Origin of the sequence: Roseobacter sp. (genome assembly GCF_045106495.1) — a bacterium.
GTDB lineage: Bacteria > Pseudomonadota > Alphaproteobacteria > Rhodobacterales > Rhodobacteraceae > Roseobacter.
The window spans coordinates 46,591-63,185 of sequence record NZ_JBGCEQ010000011.1 but is presented as its reverse complement, the minus strand read 5'-3'; the positions used below and the strand labels follow the sequence as shown (position 1 = coordinate 63,185).

17 protein-coding genes are annotated in these 16,595 nt (G+C 53.3%); 5 read left to right on the top strand and 12 right to left on the bottom strand.

Annotation, left to right across the window (positions count from 1 at the left end):
• Nucleotides 1-2: 2 nt before the first annotated feature.
• The 3 genes from AB8B75_RS08790 to AB8B75_RS08780 form a co-directional block, all read right to left on the bottom strand.
• Nucleotides 3-977 (bottom strand): quinone oxidoreductase family protein, encoded by a 975-nt coding sequence (locus tag AB8B75_RS08790; protein WP_405361480.1) that lies wholly within the window; start codon nucleotides 975-977, stop codon nucleotides 3-5.
• Nucleotides 978-1,036: 59 nt separating this feature from the next.
• Entirely contained in the window at nucleotides 1,037-2,023 is a 987-nt protein-coding gene (locus tag AB8B75_RS08785) for an NAD(P)H-quinone oxidoreductase (RefSeq protein WP_405361479.1), read from the bottom strand.
• A 135-nt stretch (nucleotides 2,024-2,158) separates the two neighbouring features.
• On the bottom strand, nucleotides 2,159-2,857 hold the full coding sequence (locus AB8B75_RS08780; protein ID WP_405361478.1) for a COQ9 family protein: 699 nt from the start codon (nucleotides 2,855-2,857) through the stop codon (nucleotides 2,159-2,161).
• 114 nt (nucleotides 2,858-2,971) lie between these two features.
• On the opposite strand from AB8B75_RS08780, the gene rpsU reads away from it, so the two are divergent.
• Together rpsU and AB8B75_RS08770 are read left to right on the top strand one after the other, a co-directional pair.
• On the top strand, nucleotides 2,972-3,178 hold the full coding sequence (gene rpsU / locus AB8B75_RS08775; RefSeq protein WP_007118112.1) for a 30S ribosomal protein S21: 207 nt from the start codon (nucleotides 2,972-2,974) through the stop codon (nucleotides 3,176-3,178).
• A gap of 190 nt (nucleotides 3,179-3,368) precedes the next feature.
• On the top strand, nucleotides 3,369-5,348 hold the full coding sequence (locus tag AB8B75_RS08770; protein WP_405361476.1) for a putative bifunctional diguanylate cyclase/phosphodiesterase: 1,980 nt from the start codon (nucleotides 3,369-3,371) through the stop codon (nucleotides 5,346-5,348).
• A 983-nt stretch (nucleotides 5,349-6,331) separates the two neighbouring features.
• Here AB8B75_RS08770 and AB8B75_RS08765 read toward each other — a convergent pair.
• Entirely contained in the window at nucleotides 6,332-6,790 is a 459-nt protein-coding gene (locus AB8B75_RS08765; protein WP_405361475.1) for an Lrp/AsnC family transcriptional regulator, read from the bottom strand.
• A gap of 138 nt (nucleotides 6,791-6,928) precedes the next feature.
• On the opposite strand from AB8B75_RS08765, the gene ald reads away from it, so the two are divergent.
• A complete protein-coding gene (gene ald, locus AB8B75_RS08760) occupies nucleotides 6,929-8,047 on the top strand; it encodes an alanine dehydrogenase (RefSeq protein WP_405361474.1) in 1,119 nt (372 codons plus the stop codon).
• Here the strand turns inward: ald and AB8B75_RS08755 are convergent.
• Complete coding sequence (locus AB8B75_RS08755; RefSeq protein ID WP_405361473.1) at nucleotides 8,044-8,934, bottom strand: LysR family transcriptional regulator; 891 nt, start codon at nucleotides 8,932-8,934, stop codon at nucleotides 8,044-8,046. The genes ald and AB8B75_RS08755 overlap by 4 nt on opposite strands.
• Nucleotides 8,935-9,035: 101 nt before the next feature.
• On the opposite strand from AB8B75_RS08755, the gene AB8B75_RS08750 reads away from it, so the two are divergent.
• Nucleotides 9,036-9,317, top strand: coding sequence for a DUF1330 domain-containing protein (locus tag AB8B75_RS08750; RefSeq protein ID WP_405361471.1), 282 nt, complete (start codon nucleotides 9,036-9,038; stop codon nucleotides 9,315-9,317).
• 53 nt (nucleotides 9,318-9,370) lie between these two features.
• Here AB8B75_RS08750 and mscL read toward each other — a convergent pair whose 3' ends face one another.
• Complete coding sequence (gene mscL, locus AB8B75_RS08745) at nucleotides 9,371-9,802, bottom strand: large conductance mechanosensitive channel protein MscL (protein WP_405361469.1); 432 nt, start codon at nucleotides 9,800-9,802, stop codon at nucleotides 9,371-9,373.
• Between the two features lie 147 nt (nucleotides 9,803-9,949).
• Here mscL and AB8B75_RS08740 point away from each other — a divergent pair, with 147 nt between their 5' ends.
• Nucleotides 9,950-10,654, top strand: coding sequence for a glutathione S-transferase family protein (locus tag AB8B75_RS08740; RefSeq protein WP_405361468.1), 705 nt, complete (start codon nucleotides 9,950-9,952; stop codon nucleotides 10,652-10,654).
• A 77-nt stretch (nucleotides 10,655-10,731) separates the two neighbouring features.
• On the opposite strand, the gene AB8B75_RS08735 is transcribed toward AB8B75_RS08740, so the two are convergent.
• The 6 genes from AB8B75_RS08735 to AB8B75_RS08710 form a co-directional block, all read right to left on the bottom strand.
• Nucleotides 10,732-11,181, bottom strand: coding sequence for a YtoQ family protein (locus tag AB8B75_RS08735; RefSeq protein ID WP_405361466.1), 450 nt, complete (start codon nucleotides 11,179-11,181; stop codon nucleotides 10,732-10,734).
• Nucleotides 11,182-11,210: 29 nt separating this feature from the next.
• Nucleotides 11,211-13,610: a phenylalanine--tRNA ligase subunit beta gene (gene pheT / locus AB8B75_RS08730; protein WP_405361465.1), complete on the bottom strand. Its 2,400-nt coding sequence runs from the start codon at nucleotides 13,608-13,610 to the stop codon at nucleotides 11,211-11,213.
• Nucleotides 13,611-13,697: 87 nt separating this feature from the next.
• Entirely contained in the window at nucleotides 13,698-14,501 is an 804-nt protein-coding gene (locus AB8B75_RS08725; protein WP_405361463.1) for an alpha/beta hydrolase family esterase, read from the bottom strand.
• 127 nt (nucleotides 14,502-14,628) lie between these two features.
• Nucleotides 14,629-14,859: a phenylalanyl-tRNA synthetase subunit beta gene (locus AB8B75_RS08720; protein WP_405361461.1), complete on the bottom strand. Its 231-nt coding sequence runs from the start codon at nucleotides 14,857-14,859 to the stop codon at nucleotides 14,629-14,631.
• A gap of 39 nt (nucleotides 14,860-14,898) precedes the next feature.
• On the bottom strand, nucleotides 14,899-15,972 hold the full coding sequence (pheS, locus tag AB8B75_RS08715; RefSeq protein ID WP_405361460.1) for a phenylalanine--tRNA ligase subunit alpha: 1,074 nt from the start codon (nucleotides 15,970-15,972) through the stop codon (nucleotides 14,899-14,901).
• A 168-nt stretch (nucleotides 15,973-16,140) separates the two neighbouring features.
• A complete protein-coding gene (locus AB8B75_RS08710; RefSeq protein ID WP_405361459.1) occupies nucleotides 16,141-16,548 on the bottom strand; it encodes a universal stress protein in 408 nt (135 codons plus the stop codon).
• Nucleotides 16,549-16,595: the final 47 nt, after the last annotated feature.

The window sequence follows — 16,595 nt, the reverse complement described above, 5'->3', positions numbered from 1 at the left end:
ACCTATATCTCCAGCACAGTGCTCCCAGTGGTACGGCGCGCCTCCAATGCATCATGGGCCGCACGCACATCTTGGAGTGGAAATCGCTGATCGATGCGGATTTTGACATCGCCTGACAACACTTTACTGAAAAGGTGATCTGCCATGTCCTGACAGGTCGCGCGATCATTGATATGCGCAAAGAGCGTCGGCCGGGTGATTTTCAACGATCCCTTCTGCGCCAAAACGGCCAGATTGAAAGGGCGTACCGGGCCCGAGGCATTGCCAAAGGAGATCATCATTCCCAAAGGCTTGAGGCTGTCGAGCGACCCCTCGAACGTATCGGCACCCACTGCGTCCATGACCACGTCAACGCCCTGCCCTTGTGTTAGTTCTTGCACCTGTGCGGCCCAATCCTCGGTCTGGTAGTTTATGCAATGCGTCGCGCCATGCGCCAATGCGAGCGCGCATTTCTCATCCGTTCCCGCCGTTCCAATCAGCGTTATTCCCTCTGACCGCGCCCATTGGCAAGCAATCAACCCGACCCCGCCAGCGGCCGCGTGAAACAAAACAGTGTCTCCTTTTGCAATCGGAGTGGTGCGGTGGAACAGATATTCAACGGTCATGCCCTTGAGCATCATCGCCGCCGCTTCATCAAAGGAAATACCATCCGGGAGTTGGCACACCTGCGCGGCGGGCATAACGCGTGCCTCTGCATAAGCGCCGGGAGGTGTCGCGGCATAGGCCGCACGATCACCCGGTTTCAAGTGGTTCACACCCGCCCCGACGGCTTCAATCACCCCCGCTGCCTCCATACCCAACGCATGGGGCAGCTCCAGCGGATAAAGACCGCTGCGTTGATAAATGTCGATAAAGTTCAGTCCGCAGGTTTTATGCGCAATGCGCACCTCGCCCGGATCAGGCGCACCGATGTCAAGCTCGCAAAGCGCCATCACCTCTGATCCACCGCTGCGTTCGATCATGACTGTTTTTGCCATGGGCTTGGTCTCCTTTTCGAGAGGTTGAGGATCGGTTGTAACGTGGCTTCAGGGCAATTCTATCCGCTTACTTGCAAAACGATCTTGCCGATATGGCCTGAACTTTCCATACGCGCGTGTGCCTGGTTGGCATCTACCAGGTCAAAGCTCTGATCCATCACCGGCTTGACCGTTCCAGCCGCCAGCAAAGGCCATACCGAGGCTCGCAACGCTTCAGCTATCCGCGCCTTTGCCAAATCACTTTGCGGGCGCAAAGTGCTGCCCGTCATGGTCAAACGCCGAGTCATCAACGTAACAAAATTGACCTCAGCTTTTGGACCACCCAGAAAAGCGATCTGTACCAGCCTGCCATCATCAGCCAAGGCTTTCAGATTGCGTGGAATGTAGTCGCCCCCGACCATGTCGAGGATTACATCAGCGCCCCCTTCTCTTCGCACAACTTCAACAAAATCTTGAGCGCGGTAATTGATGGCAATTTCTGCGCCCAAAGCCGTGCAAGCATCGCACTTTTCCGATGAACCTGCCGTTGCAAAAACCCTTGCACCAAAGGCGTTTGCCAGTTGAATCGCGGTTGTTCCGATGCCCGATGACCCGCCGTGCACCAAAAAACGCTCTCCCGCTTTCAGGCCACCTCGGGCGAATACATTCGACCAAACTGTAAAATAGGTTTCCGGGAGGCAAGCCGCTTCTTTCAACCCCATCCCATCCGGGATTGGCAAGCAATGTGCCGCGGGCGTCGCAACATATTCTGCATACCCCCCCCCGGGCAGTAAGGCACAAACGAGATCGCCTAGGGTTATACCTGATACACCGGCGCCAAGGGCAACAACCTCGCCGGAGGCCTCCAAACCAGGCAGATCGCTCGCTGTGGGTGGCGGCGCGTAAAGCCCTGCGCGCTGCAAGGCGTCCGGTCGATTCACACCCGCCCAGGCTACCTTGATCACCACCTGCCCATAGGCCGGTTCCGGTATCTCGCGCTTGGTGAGTTGCAACACATCCGGGCCACCGGGGCTTGTGATTTCTACCGCGCGCATCATTTGAGCCATATCCGAAGTCCTTTTTGATTGCCTATCCGTAGCAGGACCAACCGAAATGGCAAATCGACCGAAGGACTTCTAACATATCTGGCAAATCCTTGTTGAACCCGAAACGACGGTCATTGTGGTTGCCGATAACGCAGATCAATCGCGCGGCGCTGTCCAACTACCGGGTAAATCCATTTTGGGCATCTTTGCGGGTGCCTTGATTTGGCTCATGATCCAGTTGGGGCCAGTCAAAAGACGGCTGAGTACAGGGTTTTTTCGCACGCTTGATTTGAATTTCTCGATTTGCATCACGTCAGCGATGCGGCGATCCAGGAATTCCCATGTTGCGCTGCTGTCGGGACTGTCGTCACCCAACCAATACAGCACTGTCGCCGAGTACACACCACTGAGCGTGGCGCGCTTGGTGTACCAATTCACGTCGTCAGATGTATCGCCCAGGGCGCTCCAGATATGGTCCGCTGTGCCCCAGATCAGCTTGCCGCCCTCTGCGACATGCATGGGCAGAGCAAACAGAGTGGTGCCACGACGGACGGCTTCCTTGTCAGAGACAACTTCAATCCTGTAGCGCACCGCCGCAGCCACTTTCTCGCTGAACTTCAAGTGCGTCATGTTCTCTGACTTAATGCGTTCTAGCATTGCCTCATCCCCACGATGGTGAAAGCTCACGGCCAGATCTATGGCACCGCGCGGACAAATTGACCGCGCAACAGCGGGCGCAATATCAGTATCGCGAATCGCCGCCTGAAATGTGGCTTCGGACCAACCATCAAATGGAACATGGGACAAAGCCGCATCCAAAAGCTGTGTCTTTGCTGTCTCGTAAGGTACTGTCATGTCATTTCTCCGGGGCTTGTTCGGGCGTTACACTGGACAAGATAGCGTACGGTTGCTATATGCCCACTTCCTGCAAATCCTTGCAACTCAACTTAGAAAGGTGGTGAAAACCACATGCAGGTTAGTGTTCGCGACAACAATGTCGATCAGGCGCTCCGCGCCCTGAAGAAAAAGCTACAGCGTGAAGGTGTCTTCCGTGAAATGAAGCTAAAGCAGCATTTCGAGAAGCCGTCCGAGAAAAAAGCACGCGAGAAAGCTGAAGCGATCCGTCGCGCCCGTAAGCTGGCGCGCAAAAAGGCCCAACGCGAAGGAATGATGTAAGTCATTTGCTCCGATAGGTCGAAAGTTTAAGCCCCCGTGTGTCATTCATGCGGGGGTTTCTTTTTGGGCAACACCAAGAAGATAACATAAAACTTTGCTTAAAATTCTGTCATGCTCTCAGATCGAGACCACGCACTGTTAACGATCCACCTTTATGACATGACCTCAGTATGTGTTCGCGAGGTCCGGTGTGGCAGCCGAAAAATATTATTCAACTACTGATAATGAGGGCTCGTTTTTGAAACGCAGCCAAATGCCACTGCTGTTCGTTTGTATGCTGACGGCACTGATACTGCTCGGTGTTCACGCTTCGATGGATTGGGCAGTACGCAAAACGATCCTTGCAAAAGCAGAAGACGCCGCAATGGTATGGGCTTCGCACTTCATAGCTGAACTGACGGAGCTGGATTCAATCGTCGAACGCGGCGCCCTGTCCGCGGGTCAGCAAGAGGTGGTGAATTCTGCGATCAAGTATTCCGAAGTACATTCATTCACCGTTTTCGATCCTGAGGGAAGATTGATTTTTTCAACCGATTTCGGAGTTGCCGAAAAATCAAGTCAGGGTGGCCAGAATGATGATGCGAAGCGTGTTTTGAGCTTAGGCACCCCTTTGATCGAAATCATCACTCGATCGACCTCCTCCAGCGATCCCAGCGTTTTTGTTCAAGCAATGGTTCCAGCAGTCGGCGCAGATGGCACGCCGATAGGGGTGGTCGGGCTGTTTTTGGACAAGTCCAAGAGCGCTGCTGTTTATACAAAAGTAATGACTGCGTTTGGATGGGCCATCCCCGTGCTTTGTGCAGTTTTATATGCTATGCCAGCGCTCGCCTATGTGATGAAACGCGAGCAAGCACATGCGCGTACCAGACGGGTTGCTCTGCTTTCGCGTTTTGACCAACTTACCGGCATGCTCAATCGTCACACAATGACGCAAGAATGCAGACAACTGTTTGTTGATCGTGGTGGCCATGAAGTAGTTGGAATTTTCTTCCTCGACATAGATACGTTCAAATCTGTGAATGATGAATATGGCCATGAGTTTGGCGATGCATATCTGCAATTCATCAGTTCAATCATCTTGTCAAACGTAGGTTCTCGAGACTTGGCAGGTCGCATGGGCGGCGACGAATTTGTTGTCGCAGTTCGCAAGGCAAATACTGAAATGATGCAAAGTATCGGACAAAACATCTTGCGCGAAGCAAGAGCACCTTTCGAGTATAAGGGTACGACTATGCAAGCAAGTGTCAGTATTGGGTACTATCTTGCCGAACGTAGCGATTCCAAAAAGGACGCCTTGCACGCCGCTGACCTTGCGCTCTATCACGCAAAATCCACCGGCAGAAATACCATGGTGGAGTATTTTCCAGAGCTTGATACCGCAATGATCCGGAGACGGGAAATTGAGGCGCGGATGCGAGAAGCTATGGCAAACGCGCAATTCGAAGCTGTTTTTCAGCCAATCACCGATCCAAACAAGAAAACAATCGTCGGTTTTGAGGCGCTGCTACGGTTAAATGGGAAGGATGGGGAACCTATTTCTCCCGATGAATTCATACCGATAGCCGAAGAAACCGGTATGATTCAAGAAATCGGATCCTTCGTGCTGCGCAGCGCCATAACAAACGCAAAGACATGGCCAGAACATATTTTTGTATCCGTAAATTTGTCGCCTGCGCAATTCAAACAAGGAGACTTGGTAGAACAAGTCTCTGACATTTTGAATGAGTTTAACTTTCCTGCAAGCCGTCTGGAATTCGAAGTCACGGAAGGCTTGTTGATGGCAGATGAAGAACGCGTTTCTGACCAATTGGTTGGCTTGAAACAACTCGGAATTTCGATTGCAATGGACGACTTTGGAACTGGTTATTCCAGTTTGGGTTACCTTTGGAAATATGACTTTGACAAGTTAAAGATTGACCGCGTTTTTTTGGAGGGCTTCGATTTTGATAAAGAGCGTTACAGCGAAATCATAGAAACGATTGTCATTCTCGGTCACAAAATGGGCATGAAAGTGACCGTCGAAGGTGTTGAAACTGAGAGCCACTATACAATGCTGGACCAGCTGGCATGCGACCAGTATCAGGGATTTTATTTCGGCAAGCCCATGCCGGCGGATCAAGCACGTAAAGCACTAGCTGCACCCAAGCAGAATGATGCTGCCAATGGATGAGTTGGCGTAGAGTCCTTAGTTGTCAAAGATCTCAATTTATTCCAACCGCTGTGCGATTTTTACATTTAAAATCAAAAAATTGGCGTATATACATCCTGGCTGTTGTGACGCAAAACCCCAAAGTTCCTGTTTTTGAAGATAGTTGTGAGCGGCCGCTCGCGAATGGTGATAGGGATCGCTTACGAGGTCCAAGTATTTTGGACTAGACGAAATGATGGAACGTTGGCCAATTGCGACTATGGCTACCTGAATTTTCGGACGCGACCAAACGACTAAAACATCCCTCTTTGCAACTAACAAAATGCGCAGTCTTTCAAAGGAGAAAATAGAAGCGCAAGGGCCGAGCCAATCTACGCTTAATCACTTGGGTTACCAAAAAGCTGGAAGCCGGAACTTCAAAAGAGGTGCCGCGTCGCAAACAAGCGCGAAGCCATGAGGCGCTTTGGTCCCGTTGTAAAACGAAAAAAGTGAGATCAATGCAACGCGGATAGTTTGTTCACAAACAGGTATCCAGAATTGGCTAATGGAACCAGCGGCTTGTTTGCCATCCCAGAAAGTCAGTAGCCCAGAAAAAACACTTTGTTGGAGCAAAGCACTCGAACTTGGCGTGAAAGCCCCTAACCTAATTCTTGACGGTTCGGACTAGGTTCCATTTGCTACGTTCGAAAAACCTGAAACACCGTAGGGCGAGGTCTGTGTCCACGTTTCAATCTTCGTTGGTCAAATCCCAAGACACTTGGCAGATTAGCTCGCCGTGCCTTCGCATTTTAACGTTACCAGTGCAGCCCTGACAGTAGTTCCCGGATGGGTTAGCTTGAGCTTGGATTTCCTTGATCTGTTGCGTGTTGGAGATCTAAAACTTGGAATCGCAAGTTGTATCAGTTTAAGATTTGCAGAGGTGCGCTCAAAAAAGGACCCGTCTATTTGTCAAATAGTCCAACGGTCAAACAATTGCCGAGAAATGCTGTTCAGGAAAACCAACCCTAGACGGGCAATGCCGTTGTCTTGAAAACGGTGCGCAATGCAAAACTTGACTGCATTTGCCCAACACCAGGCAACCGGGCCAAATACTGCCTGTGAATGCGTGCAAAGTCTTCGGTATTCTCGGCTACTACTTTCAAAAGGTAATCGGCGCTTCCTGCCATTAGGTGACATTCCAATACATCCGGAATGCGACGTACTGCCTTTTCGAAGGCGTCCAGCACTTCGTCTGTTTGGCCTTGCAAAGTAATTTCGACAAAAACGGTCGTTGGCACCCGCATCTTACGCGCGTCAAGAAGCGCCACGTAGTCGCGTATGTAGCCGTCTTTTTCCAATCTCTGAACTCTGCGATGACATGCTGAGGGCGAAAGATTAACGGAATCGCTCAATTCAGCGTTTGCCATTCGGCCCTTGCGCTGCAATTGCTGAAGAATACGACGATCTGTTGCGTCCAAGCTCACGTGTGCAAAATCCTTCGAAGAATCTCAAAACTTGCGCAACTATATCCGAACAATTCCACAAATTGCGAGGTGCCTTTGATACTATATTGCGCGCTGTTTCCTGTATCCATTCGACTAGTATTTTGGAGGAGAGAACATATGATCATTGGTTGTCCAACGGAGATCAAACCGCAAGAGTTCCGCGTAGGCGTCACGCCCAATGCCGCACAAGAAGCCGTCAATCACGGCCACGAGGTTGTTGTTCAGACTGGCGCAGGGGTTGGAGCGGGGTTTGATGACGCGAGCTATGTTGCTGCCGGCGCACGCATCTTCGAAACCGCTGACGATGTTTTTGACGCTTCGGACATGATTGTGAAAGTAAAAGAACCCCAGTCCGGTGAACGCAAAATGTTGCGTGAGGGACAATTGCTCTTCACATACTTGCACCTCGCACCAGACCCCGAGCAGACGAACGATCTGTTGGCTTCCGGCTCAACCTGTATTGCCTACGAAACCGTAACTGACGACCGTGGCGGATTGCCGTTACTCGCGCCAATGTCTGAAGTCGCAGGTCGCCTCGCACCCCAGGTTGGCGCATGGACATTGCAGAAAGCCAACGGCGGGCGTGGTGTTTTGATGGGCGGAGTTCCGGGCGTCGGTCCTGCGCGCGTCGTCGTGATCGGCGGCGGTGTTGTCGGCACGCATGCTGCGAAAATCGCGGCCGGCATGGGCGCGGATGTTACCGTGCTCGATCGATCCCTGTCGCGGCTTCGGTATCTCGATGACGTTTTTGGCGGAACATTCAAAACGTCGTACGCGTCGGCAGGCAACACCATCGAACTGGCACAAGCAGCAGATATGATCATTGGCGCGGTATTGATCCCGGGTGCCGCCGCACCCAAACTGATCAGCCGCGCACAGCTCGGTATGCTTAAGCCGGGTGCCGCTCTTGTGGATGTGGCCATTGATCAGGGCGGGTGTTTCGAAACCTCGAAAGCCACGACCCATCAGGACCCGATCTACGATGTCCACGGCATCATGCATTACTGCGTTGCGAATATGCCCGGAGCTGTCGCGCGTACCTCTACCATCGCTCTGAGTAACGCAACCATGCCCTTCATGTTGGCGTTGGCCGACAAAGGATGGCGGCAAGCCTGCATCGATGACCCACATTTGATGAACGGGCTGAACATCCATGCCGGTCAATTGACCTACTATGCTGTGGGTAAAGCCCTTGGGATCGACGTCGTCTCGCCAAATGTCGCGGTCAAAAACTAGCGCCCCAATTGCAGGCCACGGCCATCAAAAGCTGGGCGCATCGCGTGAATTCTAGTGGCGGCGAAATCCGTAAACGTCGTCACCTTGCGCGTTGCGCGCAGATCGGCGTGTGTGAGCACCCAGATTGGACGGTAGGGCATCAGAGGCACGCGCGCCAACCGCTCCATCTCGGGTTCGCTGTCCCCCAAAAAACAAGGCAACCGAGTTGCGCCAATGTTGGCGCGGACACCGGCAAGAGCTGCGTACATATCATCGACTGTGAGTGTTACGCGCCGGTTGGGCCAAGCCAGTTTCAATACGTCGGGCGGGCCCGGCCAATGGGCAAAACGTATCCAATCCAAAGGTATCGATGGATCAGCCTTCAGAAGCGCGGCCTGCTTCTTTCCCACATAAACAGCCGCCGACTGCTCTGTGACACGCCGCCCGACCAACGTGTCACCCGGAGTGTCGGAAATGCGAAAAGCGATGTCCGCCTCACGCGCCGACAAGTTCAACTCTCGATTAGCGGCAATGATCTTCAATTCAATTGCCGGGTATTCTGCAATGAAATCCTTTACGATAGAGGCCAGCATACGTTCAACCAGTAACTGCGGGGCCGTGATGGTCAAAACGCCACTGAGTTGTTGATCACGTGCACTGAGGCTTCGGCTCAATTCGTGGCTGGCGGTTTCCATACGTTCCGCGATTTGGGCAGCTTCTCTTCCAGCGTCAGTTGGCCGATATCCACCCGGAGCGCGGTCGAACAGTCGCGCACCCATGGAACGCTCAGCCGCAACAATCCGACGTGAGACAGTGGCATGGTTCACTTTCAAAGCGCGCGCCGCACCACTCAAACCGCCGTGTCGTACGGTTTCCAAAACGTATCGCAGATCATTCCAGTCCAACATAATGATCGTTATTGCACATCGTGGTTGCAATGTTGAGGTATTACCGCACAGAAAGGCCGGCCTTATTTTCCGAACACGTAATCGAAAGAAAAGGAAATGAAATGACTGCCCACGCCGTTGCGACTTTGAAACTAAAAGACCCGGAAGCTCTTGCTGCCTATCGCGAAAAAGCCGGCGCCGCGCTGGCACGCCATGGTGGCGCGATCTTGCAGGCTTCCACCGATCTGAAACGCCTGGAAGGAGAAAAACCACTGCCGGACGGCGTTGCGATTTTGACCTTCCCGGATCGAGGTGCGGCTCAGGCCTGGATCGACGACCCTGAGTTGGTCGAGACCCATTCGTTGCGCAACAAAGGTGCGGAAACGCAGATCGTTGTGTTGTAGTGCCTCCAAGGACCCGCAACGCGCGTGTCGCGGGTCCCTTTTCGTCCTTGAACTTAGCTGCCTGAACTCTTCAAAGAATCTCTGATTTCCAAAAGAACATCCAGCTCGGACGGTCCTTTGGGCTCTTCCGGAGCTGCTTCAGCTTCTTTTTCAGCGCCTTCCTTGATGCGGTTGACCATCTTGACCAACAAAAAGACGACAAATGCGACAATCATGAAATTCATGACCGCCATGACAAATTTGCCGATCGCAAAAACAGGCACACCAGCTTCTGTGGCCGTCTCAATGGAAGGAAAACTCTCGTCGCCCATCACATAGAACCAACCCGAAAAATCGATCCCACCGGTAAAAAGTGCGATTATTGGGTTAATCAAATCGCCTACAAGCGACGTGACAATAGCTGTAAATGCGGCCCCGATGATAATGCCAACAGCCATGTCCATGACATTGCCTTTGGCGATAAAGTCCTTGAATTCCTTGATCATGTCTCTCCCTCTCGCGTTAGTTGCGGGCTTTTTCTGAGCGGTTTTGCCCAATGTGCACGTGTTAACATATTGCTGCGCGCGCGCGAGACTGTTTTTGCGGGGAAATCCGCCTAGGTTTTACCCGTAACCTTCAAAAGGAGACGCCAAATGGGCGACCTGTCAAATTTCAAAATAAACGACAAATGGCCGGCAAAGGACCCCAGCGTTTTACAGCTTTATTCGTTCCCTACACCGAATGGCGTCAAAATATCGATCGCACTGGAAGAAATGGGTATTCCCTACGAAGCGCATACCGTGACCCTGTCGGACACCGATGTGAAAAGCCCTGAGTTTTTATCATTGAACCCCAACAACAAAATTCCCGCGATCATTGATCCAAATGGTCCCGACGGATCACCCTTGGCTTTGTTCGAAAGCGGAGCAATCTTGATCTACCTATCTGAGAAGTCAGGGAAATTAATGGGTTCGACCGCGACAGAGAAGGCGCATATCCTCCAATGGTTAATGTTCCAGATGGGGGGCCTAGGTCCCATGTTTGGGCAATTGGGTTTCTTTTACAAATTCGCCGGATCTAAATGGGAAGATAAACGCCCTCAGCAACGATATTTGGGTGAGGCGAAACGACTGCTTAACGTTTTGGACGGCGCGGTCGAAGGAAAAACCTGGATAGCGGGCGACTATTCAATCGCAGACATAGCGATCGCACCCTGGTTGCGTGCCCTGGAAATTTACGGCGCAAAGGAAGCGGTTGGATTTTCTGAATACAAAAATGTCGCCGCTTATCTGGATCGGTTTCTGGAAAGACCGGCCATTGTCAAAGGTCTGCAGATCCCCCCTCGCACGCCGGCCTGAATCATAGCACTGTGACTTGAACGCCCTGCTAGCCCTTCAATAGTGCGGGCTTCAGGCCACAATGCCAAAACCCGCGTTTATTGAGGCAGGGCGCCCGTCAGGACGTATCGCAATATTTCGACGACTTGAGCGGGCTCCTGTGCAACAGCCAATGCCGCTGCATCCACTTCTTTAAGAGCATGCGCGTGGTCAGGGCCGTGCAAAATGATCAGCGATTTGCCCAAAGCGGCCGCATAACCGGCATCAAAGGCCGCGTTCCATTGCTTGTATTGATCGCCAAATCGGACAACCACCACATCTGCATCCGCAATCCCCTTGCGCGTGCGGATGGCGTTGACCATGGCGCCCTTGTGATCGTGCCAATATTTGTTGTCTTCCGCACCCAGGATGGCAACACCACAATCGTCGCTTGCGGCGTGATCGGTAACCGGGCAATCAAATGCAACATCCAGTTCCGCCGCGCCCTTCATAATTTGGTCTCGCCAGTCGGTGTGAATTTCACCTGACAGATAGACATTTAACGTCATTCTTTTCTCCTCCTGATGCACGCCCCGTTTTAGTCGCGCAGAACACCGCCCGTGGCTTTTTGGACCTTATCCACAACTTTTGCACTTACGGCTTCAATGTCCTTGTCCTTGAGTGTTGCGGTAACAGGTTGCATCCGCACGGTCTGCGCCAGGGACTTTCTGTTATCGCCCAGGCTGCCACCGATGAACTCGTCAAAAACTCGCACATCTTCGATCAGCTCTTTGTCTGCACCCATAGCAGCATTTACCAAGGTCAGTGCTTCGACTTTGGCATCGACAACAAATGCAAAATCTCGCTCGACGGCTTGCAGATCATTGATGTCCAAAGCGCCCCGGTTTGCCGTAGTTTTGCGCGGCAGTGGTACCTCAGCGGGCCATAATGTGAACGCCATCGCAGGACCCTTGACACCCATAGTTTCAAGCACGCGTGGGTGTATTTCACCGAAGATCCCCAGTACCTTCTTGGGCCCAAGGCAAATCATCCCATGACGTCCAGGATGCCACCAATCCGCCGCACCCCTAAGGATTTGGACCTTGGTCGGCGCACCCATCGCACCAAGCACTGCTTCCGCGTCCGACTTCACGTCATAAAGATCAACGCCACGTGATGATCCGTGCACGTCTTTTGGCCCGGTACGGCCAACCAACAGCCCGCATACCAGCACATGCTCGTCGCCGGGTTCGCCACCATGAAAAGCGGGTCCGACCTCAAAAAGCGCCAAGTCGGAAAACCCCCGAGCCTGATTGCGAGCTGCAGCCTGAAGCAGCCCGGGCAAAAGAGCAGGCCGCATGTGACTCATTTCATTGCTGATCGGGTTCTCGAGACGCGTGGCGTCATCGCCCCCCCCAAAGAGGAGCGCAGAGGCCTGATCTATGAAGCTATAAGTGACACACTCATTGTACCCCAAAGCCGCACATGTCCGGCGGGCAATTGCCTCGCGGCGTTGCATCGGTGAAAGGATGGGTTTCGGCACGCCATCTGTCATCCGGGGAAGCGGTTTTCCCTGTAGTTGCGTTAGAGACGCAATTCTCGCAACCTCTTCCACCAAATCGGCTTCACCCTGAACATCCGGGCGCCAACTGGGAACATGCGCCAAGTTGCCCTCGAGAATGAAGCCTAAGGCGGTCAAAGTCTGGCGTTGCTCGCTTTCGGGAATATCCATACCGACAAGCGATCGCACACGGGCAGCATCAAGTTTGTAAGCACGGTCTGTGTTCGGTACTTTGCCCGCAACGATCACCTCGGAGGCTTCGCCCCCTGCGTGATCCAGAATCATCCGGGTAGCATGCTCAATGCCATAGGGTGTCCAGGCAGGGTCTATCCCCCGCTCAAATCTGTAGCGCGCATCGGAATTGATTTTGAGTGCACGACCCGTAAAGGCGGTGCGCACGGGATCAAAATACGCAGCTTCGATAAACACTGTTGAAGTATCTTCCGTACAACCGGAGGCCATCCCCCCCATCACACCACCGATGCTCTCTACGCCATTGGCGTCTGATATCAGAGTCATGCCCTCTTCGAAGGTGTATTCTTTTTCGTCCAGACCGGTCATGGTTTCGCCGCCTTTGGCGCGATGCACAAGCAGGGCATTGCCGGCAATTTTGTCCGCATCAAAGACATGCAGCGGCCTGTTGCGGTCAAAAGTGAAGAAATTGGTCACATCAACAAGAAAAGAAATTGGCCGCAGCCCGATCGCACGCAAGCGATCTTGCAACCAGGCAGGCGATGGCCCATTCGTCACGCCGCGGATGACGCGCCCGTAGAATACAGGGCATTGATCCAGAGTATCGCCCTCGATGGTGACTGTGACGGGGCAAGCGAATTCTGCAGGCACCGCATCCACATCACCGTTTTTCAAGTTTCCCAAGCCGCGGGCAGCAAGGTCGCGTGCAATGCCGCGCACGCCAAGGGCATCAGGACGGTTCGGTGTGATTGCAATCTCGATGACCGGGTCAACTTTTGCGGGGTCGTTTATTGACAACCAGTCTGCAAAGGATTGGCCAACTTCGCCCGACGGTAATTCGATGATCCCATCATGTTCGTCACTGAGTTCCATCTCGCGCTCGGAAGCCATCATGCCGAAGCTTTCTATGCCGCGGATCTTGCCAACGCCGATGGTTGTATCAATGCCGGGCACGTATACGCCGGGTTTCGCAACAACGACTGTAATACCGGACCGCGCATTCGGTGCGCCACAGATAATTTGCTTAACACCCTCGTCGGTTTCGACCTGGCACACGCGTAAGCGATCCGCATCGGGGTGCTTTTCGGCCGATTTGACAAAGCCAATGGTGAAATCGCGCAGGCTTGCCCCGCGGTCTTCGACCTCCTCCACTTCAAGACCAAGGTCTGTCAGCGCATAAAGGATGTCATCGAGCGTTGCAGTCGTGTCCAGATGGTCTTTCAACCAAGAGAGCGTGAATTTCATGAAGGATCACCGGCGTCAATTCTGTGTCGCGCCGTGATAGCTCAAAGCAACCGGGGGGGAAAGCCATTGGTGACGCAAAGCTCGACCTTACGGATATGAATTTGGCAGGCCCAGCAGCTCGTCAAGCTGACGCGCGATCCAACCATGCGGAATGAAGTGGCCTCCTGGGTGCAAATCAAGGCTGACGCGGCCAGTGTCACAAGCCTCCCAAATGGTACGTTCCAAGGTCAGGAAAGGAACCTGCTGCCAAGGCCCCAATGCGCGGCTTTCACCGCATCCATATCTTTCGCGCCACAAGAATACGGGATAGTCTGATTCGCCGTTAGGACCGAATGGGAAATCCAGGACCGGATCGCTCAACCCATAGACCTGCCTGACTTCCTTTGGTGCTGTTTCGCAGTCCTCGGTTTGCTCGAGCGTGCCGGAGATGGCCAGGAGCGCGGCGATGTCCGCGCCATCTTCACAGACAAATCGCCAGGCCATGTTGCTTCCCCATGAGTAACCTGAGACGAACACTTGGTCCTCGACGATCGGGTAACGGGCTTTGACATCTTCGAGAACAGCGCGCGCGAAACCCACATCATCTGTGCCGGGTCGCCAGAAATCCCAACTACGCCCTAGTCCGTTAGGCGCAATCAGCAACACGCCACGCCTTCGGGTTGCGTCGGAAATTCTCGGGTGTCGAATGGTCAAAGTTCCTTGCCGCTGCCATCCATGAAAATGCAGCATGACCGGCAAAGGTGTCATCCCATCCCAATCGTCCGGCACGCGCAAGTGGTAGCTGCGATCCCCTATCATACAGGGCTCGACACCCTCGCAGGATCTTTCTTCCGGCGTCATCGCGGCGACCGGCCCCGCAATCAGGATCAACAGCAAAATCAGAAGCTTCATAGCCGGCACGCTAACGCAGAAAAATGCCGTGTCACGTCACAAAAGCGTTTGGCGAGATCCTATCTGCCAGCAGTGCAAGAGTCGCAGCGCGCAAGGTCGGGACAAGAACCCGCTCAATTTCAACCGATCATTCGTCGTTGTTGCGGTTCTGAATGGCATTTAGCCATTTGTCCACGAGCAAGATAGGCATCAGCACAATTGTCCAGCCCACAATATTCAGAATAGTAAAAGTAATTTTGAGGTCTTGGGGCATGTCAGAGAACCACATGAAGACATGCGCCACCACAATGAGGCACACCATAACGGCGACTAAAACCGCGCGTGAACTAAACTCTGGGTTGTATTCCTCATCGTCCATGGAACGCAGGGTAGCATAATCATATCAATTCGTCGAGCTTTAACGGCTCAAGCCGCCGTGCAGGTTGGGTTGGTCTAGGCTCGCGAAACCGTAATGCCGCAACCACCGCAAGTCGGAATCGAAGAAAGCGCGCAGATCGGGCACCCCGTATTTCAGCATCGCAATGCGGTCGATCCCCATGCCAAAGGCAAATCCCTGCCAGTTGTCCGGGTCAATGCCACCTGCGGCCAATACTTTGGGATGCACCATGCCAGAGCCCAGAATTTCCAACCAATCGTCGCCTTCGCCCACTTTCAGCGTGCCACCCTCCCAGGAACAGCGGATATCAACCTCGGCAGAAGGTTCTGTGAATGGGAAATGCGACGCGCGGTACCGTAAATCCACGCCATCCACCTCAAAATAGGCTTTGACGAATTCTTCCAGCACCCATTTCAAATGCGCCATGGAGATATCTTTGTCGATTGCAAGACCTTCGACCTGATGGAACATCGGCGTATGTGTCTGGTCATAATCCGCGCGATAGACACCGCCTGGACAGATAATCCGCAAGGGCGCGCCCATTTGTTCCATGGACCGGATTTGTACCGGGCTGGTGTGGGTGCGCAGAACATGCGGCGGACGGTTATCGCCTTCCGCCCGGTGCATGTAGAATGTGTCCATCTCCGCTCTGGCAGGATGGTGGCCGGGAATGTTCAACGCGTCAAAATTATACCAGTCCGTGTCAACGCGCGGACCTTCGGCAACCGAAAATCCCATTTCCGCAAAAATCGCCGTCACCTCTTCGGTGACCTGTGAAATGGGGTGGATCGTCCCTTGCGGGCGCACGCGGCCCGGCAGTGTGACATCCAGCCATTCGTCCTGCAACCGCGCATCCAAAGCCGCATCTGCGAGACCGGCCTTTTTTGCGATCAGCGCGGAATTGATCTCATCTTTCAGCGCGTTCAACACAGGGCCTGCAACCTGACGCTCTTCTGGCGTCATCTTGCCAAGTTCGCGCATTTTCAACGCAACCTCGCCCTTCTTGCCGACGGCTGCCAAACGGATCGACTCCAGTGATGCTTCGTCTGCTGCATCCGCAATCTGGCGCAGGTATTTTTGCTTGAGATCGTCCATCTCTGCCTCATACATCCAACTTCCAGCGGTGCTACCAGAATGCGGGATGATTGCAAGGCATCGGACCCGCTATGGCTTGCAAACCGTTTCCGTCACCATGAATTCAGGCCAAGCTTCCAACTCAACGGCACTGCCCTTCTATACCCATTTCACAGTTCGAACTGTTGTCTACCGAATGATGTGTACCGAACACCCTGCGTGGCGCACCACTCTAGAAGCCGTGGATCCAAGGAAAAAATCTTCGATCCCGGGCCTGTGTGACGCCATAATGATGCAATCGATATCGTGCTCGTTAGCATAGTCGACGATGGTTTTTCCGGCATGACCAGAGACCAAAGCCGCCGATGCACCCGGCAGAGCTTTGGCAGACTCTGTCAGAAACTCTTCGGCGTCATTTTTCGTTTTGGCCAGCACCTCCTTGGGAACTTCGGATGCTGCGTAAGCGGGGATCGCCTCCAGAACATGCATTACAGTAAAGGCCGCATCATCGTCCCCCAAGGCGCGTGCCGCCGCATAAGACGCAGGCGTGTCGTGTTGGTTGTCAAAAAGCACCGGAACGAGAATATTCTTATACATGGTCCTACCTCCACTAAATTCAGCCAAAAAGGCGTGGAAACAGCATA